We start from the raw sequence: 12,736 nt of genomic DNA, 5'->3' as shown, positions 1-12,736 counted from the left end.
TCCAATGGTGCTTCTACTGAGATTAACAATAAAATCTTTTATAAAACAGAATCAGACACCTTTTATTGTGATGAATTTCTTTATTCTGTTAAGTTTTCAAAAAAGTCATAAATATCCGTTTCTCCATGAATATTCAATCTTTTTCTGATTCTGTATTTTTTCTGCTGTACGGATCTATGCTGTACAAAGGTATAATCTGCTATTTCTTTGGAAGAAAAGCGTAGTTTCAACATAGCACAGAAAGTCAGTTCTGAATTTTCAAGATCAGGATTGATTTTCAAAAGTGCTTTTATAAAATCAGGATACAGTTCTTTGAATTTTAATAAAAAAGAAGAATCATTCCGTTTGGCAAGTTCTGTTACTTCTTCCAACTGCTTAGTTTCCACATTGTTTTTCAACTCATTCGTTTCTTCTTTTAAGGAATTCTTCTTTAGCTTTAACTTATTAATTATCTTCCGTACATATACTCCTGAAAAGGTAAAAACAGCGATAGAAAGGGCAATAAATAACGGAAGATCATTTTTATGCCAGTCCGACTCCTGCTTTACTTCAGAAATAAAATCCTCGGTCGCCTTATTCATCGCGGTAAATCTTGCAGCATCAAATCTGCCTTCTTCTTCCATATATTTTTTCAGATAGAAATAAGCTTTCCCGCCGTCATTCTTTTTCTTATACAGGTCTGCCAGTGCCTTATAAACCTCTTTTATATGTGAAGAATAAGTACGTCTCGTTTTAATATTGATGTCCAGAGCTTTTCTAAGTGCTTTCTCAGCCTGCTCACTGTTATTTATTTCATTATAGTAGTATCCCATCGTATAATAAACCCATAGGGATTCTACATCAGTTGTCTTTTGGCTTAGCATTTTCTCATCTGCCTCCTCAATATATATTCCTGCAGAATCTGGCTTATGAACAAATAAATAATATTGGGCGACCATACAATTGCTGTAGGCCGAGTTTTCCAGTACATTCGCTTTGGTGAAACATTTTAAAGAAGTTCCGAACCACCCTTTCCAGGCATAGTAAATTCCTTTGTTCACGTACAGTCTTGGAAGAAGTTTTCGGGCAAGACTAGTTTTTGCAGCCTGTTTTAAAAAATAAAATGCTTTATTATTACATTCAATAGCCTTGTCATTTATTTTAAGATGAGAATAATACAGGCTATAGTCATTATAGAATGCTGCTTTATGATAATTATTCTCAGAGTTTTTCAGATCTTTCTCTGCTTTGTTGAAAAAAAAGCGGGCTTTATCATAATTTCCTGCCGAGACATTCACCCCTGCCATATTCAGATAGCAAAGACCTTTTCCGGCTTTATATTTCATTTTCGCAGCCTTTTTCAGATATTTTATATTCAGCCGGATAAAAGCTTCATACTCCCCTGACAACTGAAGGTCTGAAGTCTGGTTTAATAGAGAAGTATCAAAATTTTCTCTTTCCTTATCCTGAGAATCATGGCTGCACGAAAGCATACATAAAAATAACCCTATACAGATTGTACAGGCTATTATTTTTTTTATATCCTTTGAATGTATTTTTTTATTCTTAAGAATGATTAGATTAATTCTTTCCATCAGCACCACTTTTCCCTATATCTACCTATACATATTTCATTAAAATATGTTGATAAACTTCTACTATTATTTTACTATTTTCCCCAATAAGTGTTATAAATATACATAATTTATCATGCTTATTATGAAATAAGCTGTTAATTTTGCAAAAATGTAACATTTAAATAAAGTACCAAATTTTCCCCTTAAACAAACATTTTTTAAGCTTTCCGGACTGCTCTATAAACTTTTCCGCTCAAAAAATGATTGCTTTTGTTTATAATAAGACTAACTGAAGTGAAATTTGTTACAAATACATCGTTTAGTTTAAAAATTTTAATACAATTGTTGAAATTCAACCGGGCATACTAAAAGAAGTTCAGAATAATCTATATACTTGTACCCGGATATTAATGGAAATGATTACCCTACTGACTATGATAAATATTAGCTATCGAAAACTTATCTCCGGAGAAAGTAAAATGTACCGGGCCATCCGCCTGGAAAGTCTGGAAAAATTCCCTGAATCTTTTGGAGCAACCTATCAGGAAGCCCTGAGTATTGAAAAATTTCGGATAGAAAGCGATATTGAAGAACAAACACCGGAAAGATTTGTATATGGAGCTTTTGCACAGCAGGAACTCGTGGGTATCTGTACTTTTGTTAAAAATGAAGATAGCACCGGAAGTATTTACCAGATGTATGTAAAAAGAGAGTTTCAAGGAAAAAATATAGGTCAGGGACTGATTGAGGCCGTTATTGCCGAGGCCTGTCAAAAATTTAATGGCATTGAAATCATTCTAGAGGTTATTCCCGGAAATGACAAGGCTTACAATCTGTACCGGAAAATAGGGTTTCACGAAATACCTAATACTCTTTCTGAAGAAATCAGTATGAAATATATTCCCGGATAAGAATATTTTATTTTTAATAGTAAATCTTAATGAGGAGAAGTTTATTGTCCTGATCCCTCTTCTGTCCGTTGCTCGAAAATCATCGATCAATTAATCGAATACTACTCAGCTTTAAAAGCAAGAAACGCCATGTAAAAGTTATCATTTTTACATGGCGTTTCTGTTTGGCCTCAATTCATTCTTTATTGTATGTCTTAATAGCTGAATGTCCTGTTTATGTGAGGTAGGTCACACAATCCATTGTCAAACTCTACCGAATTTTGCTCTATGATTTTCCGGTATCCAAATTCATCCGATTACAAGTGACTGGATAAAAATTACAATAATTAATTTCTGAAAAATGAAAAAAACAAATTACTTTATAACTCTGCTTTGCACCGTTGCATTTCTAAACACCAACCATACTCATGCTCAAAGTTTATCCAATAATGAATGGGGAGATATCTATCCAGAAAATATCAAATGGTCAGCATTTCCAGCGTTTCCACCTGAAGCCCGTCTTGCTGTACTGATAGGAGATCCGAAAAAGGCAGAACCCTATGTAGTTCGGGTAAGAGTACCTTCTGACGTGGTACTGCTTCCGCACAAGCATCCTGAAAACAGAATATATACAGTCATAAGCGGTGTATTTTATATTGGTATAGGCGAAAAGTTCGATGCTGCTAAATTAAAGGCTTATCCATCGGGAAGTGTTGTGGTACTTCCTGGAAATACACCGCATTTTCATTGGGCAAAATCAGGAAGTTATGAAACACAGGTCAGCGCCTTTGGGCCTTTGGGAATAAGCTATATGAATCCTTCGGATGATCCCAGAAATAAAGGAAAATGAATTATTAAAATGAATTAAAATATAATTAACATGGAAAATAAACCCATTATTGTTGATTCAAGCTTTTCTGCTGTGATCAACGCACCGATTGAAAAAATCAACCTTCCGGAATGGTGCTTTACCCTTCCGGAACACGAATATCAGGCATGTTCCCCTGCTCACATTGCGGCAGGCGTTACGACCTCTACTGAGGGTAAAAGAATGTCTATTAATGTAGAAATACTTGGAGGAAATCCAATGGTACAGCATTATATAGAAACCGTGTCCGAGCCCACACACCTTATCCTGGAGTCTGTTTCGGATGTTTTTACCCCTACCGGCCGTGTTACTATCCTTGTACACTGGGAAATGAGTGTAAGAAAGATAGATGATAATACTTGTGAATTTACCAACAGAGTCCTATCAAGACCTACTGATGATTTCCTTAAAGGACTGGAAAAGCAGGGAATCCCATTTGAACTTTTTAAAACCCAACGACAGCCAGTTTCTATATATCACAATCAAAGCGAGACGCCTTTGTTTGCAAAAAGTATTGAAAGACATGCATTGAGATAAAATTAATCTTATATTAAATAAAAAAGAAAATGGAAACACCAATCTATGAACGTAATAAAACAGCTTTGTTATTTATTGATCCTTACAATGATTTTCTATCTGAAGGTGGGAAAGTGTGGCCAAGAGTGAAAGACGTTGCAGAAAGCAACAATTTATTGAATAATCTGCGAAGCATCGTAAAAGCTGTAAGGCAGGCAGGTATACAGATCTTTATTGTTCCGCACAAACGATGGGAACCTACAGATTACCAATACTGGAAATTTCCCAACCCTACTCAGATAAGCATTATGGAACGTCATTCTTTTGCAAAAGACAGCTGGGGAGGCGAATGGCATCCTGATTTTACTCCTCAGGAAGGAGACATTATTGCCAAGGAACACTGGGCACAAAGTGGTTTTGCCAATACAGATCTGGATATGCTGCTCAAGCAACGCGATATAACCCATGTCATCGCTATAGGATTGCTCGCTAACACCTGTGTTGAAAGTACGGCACGTTTTGCAATGGAGTTAGGATATCATGTAACCCTGGTAAAAGATGCAACAGCAGCCTTCACCTCCGAAATGATGCATGCAGCACATGTCCTGAACGGGCCTACCTATGCTCATGCACTCCTCACAACCCATGAACTTATCACTGCATTACCCGTAGAAAACAGCACCGGATCATAGAAGACGATTATCTATAAAACTGATATAAACAGAAGGCGTATTTTCATGCGCCTTTTTAGCTGATTAAACACTGCACAGTTTTTTTACGACCCCATTACAAAATTCAGGCTTCCTTTCTTGAATACTTATAAACAAGAAGTAAAAAGCTGTAAAGAATATATACTTTACAGCTAAAATTTCATGGTGTGTTTTTAGAATCTTTCTTGATCTGATAATCTTATAAATATATTGAGCAACTTAATTTTGAAACTTCACAAAATCTAAATAAAAGCTAGGGTTTCCTATATTAAAAGCAGGAACCACTCCGTTAGTTTTAATAGCCAATACCGGATAGGTTCCGGGTGTTGAAAAATACAGTACCCGGTTCTGATCCCTTGGACTCATATTAGCAACAGTAGAAACATTACAGTAGGTTTTCCAGACCTCTCCAATCCCATTAATATAAAATACATAATCGTTACAGTCAGAAGCAATTGTAAGACCAGAGCGGAAAAAATACCATCCTTTTGCCGGTATCGTTACTGAAATCCCTGTGGCCAGCCCACCACCGCCTGTAGTTCCGGTAAAAGGATTTACCAATGTTCCGGTATAAGAGGTCCAGTTATTGGCAAATGCAGTAGTAACCGTAGAAGACCATGTTGCTAATCCGTTAGCATCACTTGTGAGTACATATCCCAGTTGCTGGGTACCGTCTTTAATCTGAAGGGCTCCATTAGTAGTTCCGTTATCAATAACCATCTTTGCACTGGAAGCTCCGGCAGGTACAATATTGGTTCCAACCAGAACTTTCCCAGTACCATTAATGCTTAAGTTATTCCCTGCGGTTGCAATATCTGCTGCTTGTGAAAGAGTTCCTCCCAATTTTACATCTGTTCCGGATAGAGTAAGACCATTACTTGCTGTGATGTTATTATTAATGATTGTTGTTCCCCCATTTCCGTTACCTCCGGCAAGTTCTGTAACTGTCATAAAACCTATCCCTGGATTCAGTTGAGCGGTTCCAGCTCCCCCTAATCTTACCTTTACAGATGTATCAGCGATAGGTCTGTAGATCGCATAAGCTTCAGGCTGCCCTCCAAGGGATGTTGCCGGATAGTTATTTATTGCATCAACTACTCCCGTGGTGCTGGAAGGAAGAACAGAGTTATTGGAAGCATCTACCCATTCATAAACAAAAAATCCTCCTGCCAAAGAAAAATCAGTAGCGTGCAACTGACATCGAAGCACATAGGTCTTGCCCGCCTTCAAATTAAAAACACCTGAGTTATAAGTGATGTTATTAGAAGCAATTACAGATCCGAAGGTCACATCTGACCCTGTAGATACTACTTGAGCCGCGTTAGGTTTTACAATAATGTAGTCTCCTGTAGAAGAAGAGCCTGCTGATAGGAGTTCCCATGTAGAATTTGTTCCTGTAAGCCCCGTATTTACCAGTTCCACACTTTGATTCGCAGGAATTGAAATAGTAGCACTGCCATTAATTGTTTCCGGAGCCGCAGAAAAGACTGTTATTTTAAAGTTCGTATTATTTTTAATTCTGTAAATCCGCCCTTTAAAATTCCCGACTCCACTAATAGCAGATGGAAGGTTAAATATAGCATCTGCCCCTCCGTTATATGAAACATGGAAGTCTGATGATGTTAAATTATAAGACGTTGTATTCACCGCTTTATAACTTGCGGCTAACGATCCGTTAATATCCATGGTAGAACCAGGGTTCACAGTATTAATCCCAACACTTCCAGCCTGGGCAAAAGCAACGGCCGGGCTAAAAGCCAGCATTGCAAAAATTAGTTTTGTAGAAATTTTAAGCATTTATCATTATTTTATTTACATTACTAAACCGTGTTGTTTAACATAATGTAAAAGTATTAGAATAAATACTACAGGAAAGATCACAATACGTAGAAATAAACTAAGCAATTTGTAGAAAATTTTCTACACTTTGAAAACTAATTTCTACTGAAAATACAGTACAGCTATGACATATAAGCTTCATATAATTTAATAAGGTCTGCCAAATTGGTTGTTTTTAATTTTTTATGAATCCTTTTTTTATAAGTACTTATAGTGGACATCTGAATTTCCATTTCATTTGAAATTTCCAGGTTTCCGTTTCCTTTTACCATTAATATGAAAATTTCATATTCTCTTTCCGACAAACTTTTAATGCCATCAAGTGCAGATGGCTGTAAGAGTTTGTTTACAATACCATTGGGATAATAATTGCCTTCTGCAAACATTTTCATGACTGCTTCAGAAATTGTATCTACCTTGCTTAATTTATTAATATAGCCATCTGCCCCTTCTTTGATATATTGTACTCCAATATCTTCTTCATATGCTGAAAACACAAGTATCCTGATTTCAGGCTGGATGCTCTTAATTTCTGAAATCATTTTTTTATTCCTGCTTTCGGGCATATTAATATCCAATATGAGTAAATCATATTTTTGTCCGGAAATTTTATCCAGAACCTCAGGATAGTCTGCAGCCGTATCTATTACAGTGTTGGGAATACGTGATTCTAAAATGATAGATGTTCCCGTTAATACAATATCATGATCATCCGCTATGAGGATTTTTTTAATCATTATTCCGATTTTTTAAGATTAATTGGAAAGAAGTTCCTTTTGCTTCGTTTCTTTTGATTATAATTTTACTTTCTATCATTTGGAGCAATTGCAGTACAAGATGAAGACCCATACCATACTTTTGTAATAATAACTTCTCATTTTCAATATTCTCCTGAAGTTTAGTATAGTACTCAATTTTCTGGTCATCCATCCCGATACCTGTATCGGTAATTTCTAAAATTATCAATGTATCCTTATCTGATCCATTGATCGTAATAATTCCGTTTCTTGTAAATTTCACTGAATTATCTATCAGATTATGAATAATAACAGCCAAGATGTTTTTGCTGGTACGGATCATTAATTGTTTGCTGGCCAGATTTACAATTGTGGTATTATGATTATTGGCAATTTCCTCAAAAAGAATTTTCTTTTCTTCCACAAGGCTATACAACGAATAAAGTTCAGTCTCATCAGTTCTGTATTCATTGTAAATATCAGCATACTCCTTCAAAGTCTTTGTAAAATTATAGAGTTGGTTGGACGACTTGTAAATAGAGTTCAAAATCCTTTCCGTACTAGATACGCTCATTTCCTGATAATTTAAAACTTCTTTACTTGTTAAAGCAATAAACTTTAACGGTGTAGTAATATCATGGGTAATAGTACCAATAAGCTTTTTCTGCTGTTCAATTTCCTTTCCCAATTTTATTTGAGTAACTTCAAGATTATTGACAGTTTCTGATAAAATCTTGGTCCTCAACTGAATAATTGCCTCCAATTCATGGTTTTTCTTTCTAAGAAAACTTGTCCGCCATTTTATGGAGAGATAAAATAAGCATAACAGCAGGAAGCATGTTAACAGTTTGAACCAGAGAGTCTGATAAAAAAAAGGGGGAACAGTAATTTTTATTTTTTTGAAGATATATTTCTGCTGATCAGAAACAAGCATTCTAACAGTAAGAATATGTGTACCATTACCAAGACTTCCAAGCAAAATCTTTCTATCTTTTCCTACAGATATCCATTCATTTTTTTTCTCATTATCAAGATGTGTCTGAATGATAACATTATCAGGATTTGCATAGTAAGGAACATCAATAAAAATTTCTGCTCTCGTGTTTTCCTGACTAAGTGTTAAAGTATTTGCAAAAAAACTTTCTTTACCATCAATTCTGGCTCTTTCTAAGTATATGTCTGTTGGATAATAACTTTTGACCTTTAAAGGATTAAAAAAAACAAGACCATCTAAGGAAGGTAACACAAACTCTTCATTTTTTAATTTATTACCATTTATGTTAGCTCCACCATTAAATTCATTAGTACTAAAGCCTGTTTCTTTTGAGTATTTGTAATAGTGTATTTTAAAATTTCGATTCTGAACATATTTTAACAACATGTTTTCCTTTATTTTGTACAAGCCATTGTTCGTGGAAATCCAAAAATAGCCATTTCTATCCTCCAATATGGTGTGGGATGACAGAAGGTTTCCTTCAGAATCGACCGGCAATTTTATGAGACTGTTATTTTTTAAAAGATAAAAACCTTTTCCCAGGGTTGTTATCCATATGTTTCCATCTTTGCTGCGTATCACGTCCCGGATCGACAATTCATTATGACCATTTAACTTGTATATTTTACCTGGCACAGCCGGGAGTTTGAACAAACCTTTTATAGTTCCTACTAAAATATTGCCACCATCTGTCAACATAATTCTGGTGGGTTCACTGGCAAAAAAATATTTTTTCTTTAAAGATTTATAGGGCCAGTCTTCATATATGCTCAAAACACCCGTGAATTCAGTACTTCCCTTTTTTTGTTTGGAGGACAAGACATAATATTTTCCATTAGCAAATAAAAAATCTTTAACGGTCTCTTCTCCTGTAGAAATTCTTTGAAAATCCAAAAAATCTCTCTGCTTATCATATACAAGAAGAGTCTGTTCCTTTCTTGTAATAATATTTCTGTACTTATCAAAACCTAAAAAATAGGATATGTTTTTCCCAAAATTTTTACTTTTAACCAGTCCATTTCTATTATATATTTCACCTTCAGGTGTTATTACACATGAGTCACTAAAAGGATGAATAGCATAAAAAACGGCCAGCGATTTTGGATTTTTTTTTTTCGAGGAAATGAAATCTGTTAAACTCACAATTTTCAACCCATCTGTGCTGCTCCCCAAATAAAGTTTTTTGTATTTTTCATCATAATAAATACTCATTAAGGTGCTCTGAATTACATTTTCCAGCTGAACCAGTTTTGATATTTTGAATGCTCCATTACTATAGGTATACCGATAAAGAGTATTATTATTTAAGACAAACCCTTGTCCACTCATTCTGTTCCAGAATACTTTACTTCTAACATCAGCAATAACAGGCACATCATAATCAGCCGTAAACCTTCCCTCTTCTATTGTTCTTACTTTTTTAGCATTATGATCAATATAAAATAAAGTCTCTCCAATGACAAAAGTATTGGGACTATTTTTATAAACAGGTTTCTCAATCACCTGGATCTGGGAATTTGAATGCCGACCCTCATAAATAATGGAATTCTCCGCAATGAAATACCGCCCTTTTTTAAAGTTCATAAAAAAATAGCTGTAGGTATAGTTTGAAATAGATAAACTATAATTTATATACCCCCTAGCAATAAGTGAGGGAGATTTCTTTATATTGTTAATTACCTTTGGAGCTTTCTGATGGATTAGCACAGTTTTTCCATAATCTCCATCTGTAAAAATACTATCCTTTTCAGGATTACCATAAAAATAGGTAAACCTCTGGCTATTCAGGGGGAAATTTTTATATACTAAAAAATTAAGGCCATCATATCGTACAATTCCGTTTTCTGTTGTCAGCCAAATAAAACCATATTTGTCTTTAATAATGTCTTTTACACTATTCTGAGGAAGTCCGTTATCCGTATTGAAAAGCTGGGTAGTATATTGCTGGGAATAAATCGAAAGAAAAGCAAGTAGAAAGCCGACTACAAGAATATTTCTGTACAAACCTATTATTATTTATTGATACTGTAAAGATAATTCATTTATGTATAAATAAATTATCAAATACCAACATTCATATAAAAAGTAGTCATTCAATTCGTATAATGATCTCAAGTCGTAACTTATTCATTTATTTAATTGCAGTAAATTATTTCTATTTTGGAGAGGGTTATGTAAATACGATCAATTACGGTTACCTGATTTAGCCTGCCGGACGGTCTGATTATCTCTTAAATTAAGTCGATATACAAGTGTTAATCGGTAACGGGCTGCATTGGGAATATTGGTCTGATTGATCTGGTAATCTGCTCCTGTGGTTTTGCTGATAGATTTTCGAAGATCGAACAGGTTACTTACATCAAAGGACACTGTTGCTTTATCCTTTAAGAAAGTTTTGCTGCACCCAAAATCAATACTATGCAAAGCGTTTGAGTAAGTTTGGGCAGTTGCATTGGCTCCCCTGAAATTATACACCGACTGAAAAGCAAGTTTATTCTTCAATTTCACCTGAGCGCTTACACGGGCTGTAAGTGTATTTCCTGAATAATCGAAGATCTGATTCTGATAACTTCCCTGTTTGACATAGTGAAATATATTAAGTTCAGTATTTAACTGTAACCATTTAATAGGATTATACAATACGGAAAGCTCTAAACCACTGCGCTCTTCTTTGTTGATATTAACCGGCATGGTAATAAACAAACCATCTGCATTTTGATACGTATAATCTTCAATGACCCCAGTATTTTTTTGATAATAAAGGGATGGATTAAAAGTAAGGGTCTTCCAGTTCTTCAGGAAAGCTAGTTCAAACACATGAGCATAAGATGGGTTCAGATCCGGATTACCAATATAACGGCTATTCAGATCGGTCAATTCATTGAAAGGATAAATCATTCCCAATGATGGCCTGTTGATCCGTTTACTGTAACTCCCCTGTAAGGTGGCACCTGTATTAAAACGGTAACTGACATTTAACGTAGGAAATAACCTGCTATACTTTTTATCATTTGTGTAACTTCCTATACGGTCTTCAATACCTATACGGGTCAATTCGCCTCTTATACCACCCTGATAACTCAACTCCCCCATTTTGCCTGCAAACTGCACATAAGCACTCCCAATAAGTTCTTTATATAAAAGATGATTGTCGATCTGATCAATAATTTCCCAGCCCGCAGAATTTTGCTGTTCAGCAGTGAAATCACTGTTAACCCTCCTGTTCTCCAGTTTCAATCCAAATTCCAGTGTCGAAGTACTGTCCAGTGGCTGTATCAGATCTGTTTTAATCATCAGATCCTTACTCCCTCCTACCGAGCTTGTTCTGATTGTGGGAAAGATAACAGGAGCTGGAAAAACTCTATTAGTTGCCAGATTCCATTCTTTATCACTGTCCCAGAAATCATATTGTATATCCACAGTAAATTTTTTGCCGGTGCGTTCAAAACTTTTTGTATAATTAAATTCCAACTGATTGTAACTTCGCTTTTCCCATGATTCGCCACTGCGGCTAAGTGTACTATCAGTGACACCACCCTTTCCTGAATATAAATAGTTCAGCCAGGTCTTATCATGATCATGTGTAGAATTCCTAAGAAAGGCTGCAGTAATCGTATTATGGTCATTAATCTGGTAATCTGCACCAAAATAAAGCAATTTGGCATTATCATGGCGGTTCTCATCCTGGCGTTGGCTCAGATAAACCGCGTTACCTGAAAGTCCGGTAAATTGCTCTGTTTTATAGAGACCCACATAATCTGATAATCGCAAACCATACGTTGCAAATAGGTTAAGTTTATCTGATTTATAATTTAAACTGGGACTAACACGTGTTTCATTAGGAATACCGCCAACTACCCTTAGCTGCCCGCTGAATCCATCTTTCTTATTTTTTTTAAGAATAATATTAATAATTCCTGCCGACCCTCCGGCATCAAATCTGGAAGAAGGATTGGCAATTACTTCAACACGTTCCACCTGATCAGCAGGTAACTGTTCCAGGACATTACCCTGAGTTAATCCGGTTCGTCGTCCATTAATTAATATCAATACATTAGCATTACCACGAAGACTAATCGCACCCGTAGGACTCACACTGACTGATGGAACAATGTTCAACAGATCAGTTACCGCTCCTGTTTGAGAGAGAACATCCTTACCTACTTCAAAAACTTTCTTATCAAGTTTTAAATTGATCGAACTCCGATGTCCGGTTAATGCTACCTCCTTCAAAAGTTTTGTGTCAGCCTCTAAAGTTATTATTCCAACATCTGTCAGCAGGTCCGTACTCACTTCTATTGGTTTACTGACTGGCTTAAAACCTATCAGATTATAAGTGATATGATAGGTTCCGGCTGGTATATTTTCCATCTTGAATATTCCTTTGGTATCCGAAATACTGGTCATAATTATTTTTTCCGTACTATCTTTTAGTGTTACATTGACATGCGGGATAGGAACAGAAAGATTTTCATAAATGACACCCGTTATTTGTGCGTGCTGTGCAAAGGAATTTTGAACAGTTAACATGATCAGAAAAATGAGTAGTATTTGTTTCATGATGTAAAATTAAATTCCAGAAGTACTCATTTCGAGTAAAAACATCTGAACGGCTCTACAGACTTG

The 12,736-nt window shown here is 35.5% G+C and carries 9 protein-coding genes; 4 read left to right on the top strand and 5 right to left on the bottom strand.

Annotated elements, in window-relative coordinates:
- Positions 1-80 precede the first annotated feature (80 nt).
- Positions 81-1,574, bottom strand: coding sequence for a tetratricopeptide repeat protein (locus tag CHRYMOREF3P_RS22910; RefSeq protein ID WP_180565593.1), 1,494 nt, complete (start codon positions 1,572-1,574; stop codon positions 81-83).
- A 416-nt stretch (positions 1,575-1,990) separates the two neighbouring features.
- On the opposite strand from CHRYMOREF3P_RS22910, the gene CHRYMOREF3P_RS22905 reads away from it, so the two are divergent.
- From CHRYMOREF3P_RS22905 to CHRYMOREF3P_RS22890, 4 genes are all read left to right on the top strand, one after another.
- Complete coding sequence (locus CHRYMOREF3P_RS22905; protein WP_232539084.1) at positions 1,991-2,467, top strand: GNAT family N-acetyltransferase; 477 nt, start codon at positions 1,991-1,993, stop codon at positions 2,465-2,467.
- A 340-nt stretch (positions 2,468-2,807) separates the two neighbouring features.
- Complete coding sequence (locus CHRYMOREF3P_RS22900; RefSeq protein ID WP_198424149.1) at positions 2,808-3,296, top strand: cupin domain-containing protein; 489 nt, start codon at positions 2,808-2,810, stop codon at positions 3,294-3,296.
- A gap of 30 nt (positions 3,297-3,326) precedes the next feature.
- On the top strand, positions 3,327-3,851 hold the full coding sequence (locus CHRYMOREF3P_RS22895) for a hypothetical protein (protein WP_077414700.1): 525 nt from the start codon (positions 3,327-3,329) through the stop codon (positions 3,849-3,851).
- Positions 3,852-3,880: 29 nt separating this feature from the next.
- On the top strand, positions 3,881-4,522 hold the full coding sequence (locus CHRYMOREF3P_RS22890; protein ID WP_077414702.1) for a cysteine hydrolase family protein: 642 nt from the start codon (positions 3,881-3,883) through the stop codon (positions 4,520-4,522).
- A 237-nt stretch (positions 4,523-4,759) separates the two neighbouring features.
- Here CHRYMOREF3P_RS22890 and CHRYMOREF3P_RS22885 read toward each other — a convergent pair whose 3' ends face one another.
- The 4 genes from CHRYMOREF3P_RS22885 to CHRYMOREF3P_RS22870 all read right to left on the bottom strand — a co-directional run bounded on the left by CHRYMOREF3P_RS22885 (position 4,760) and on the right by CHRYMOREF3P_RS22870 (position 12,670).
- Positions 4,760-6,337 carry a hypothetical protein gene (locus CHRYMOREF3P_RS22885; protein WP_077414704.1) on the bottom strand — a complete coding sequence of 526 codons (1,578 nt, stop codon included), beginning with the start codon at positions 6,335-6,337 and terminating at the stop codon, positions 4,760-4,762.
- A gap of 164 nt (positions 6,338-6,501) precedes the next feature.
- Complete coding sequence (locus tag CHRYMOREF3P_RS22880) at positions 6,502-7,116, bottom strand: response regulator transcription factor (protein ID WP_180565592.1); 615 nt, start codon at positions 7,114-7,116, stop codon at positions 6,502-6,504.
- Positions 7,109-10,114: a two-component regulator propeller domain-containing protein gene (locus tag CHRYMOREF3P_RS22875; protein WP_232539083.1), complete on the bottom strand. Its 3,006-nt coding sequence runs from the start codon at positions 10,112-10,114 to the stop codon at positions 7,109-7,111. The genes CHRYMOREF3P_RS22880 and CHRYMOREF3P_RS22875 overlap by 8 nt, the downstream gene beginning before the upstream one ends.
- 180 nt (positions 10,115-10,294) lie before the next feature.
- Positions 10,295-12,670 (bottom strand): TonB-dependent receptor domain-containing protein, encoded by a 2,376-nt coding sequence (locus CHRYMOREF3P_RS22870; RefSeq protein ID WP_180565591.1) that lies wholly within the window; start codon positions 12,668-12,670, stop codon positions 10,295-10,297.
- Positions 12,671-12,736 lie beyond the last annotated feature (66 nt).

The organism is Chryseobacterium sp. JV274, from assembly GCF_903969135.1.
In the GTDB taxonomy this organism is placed as follows: Bacteria; Bacteroidota; Bacteroidia; order Flavobacteriales; family Weeksellaceae; genus Chryseobacterium.
The sequence above is the reverse complement of the archived record's forward strand: the minus strand, read 5'-3'. Positions and strand labels throughout refer to the sequence as shown.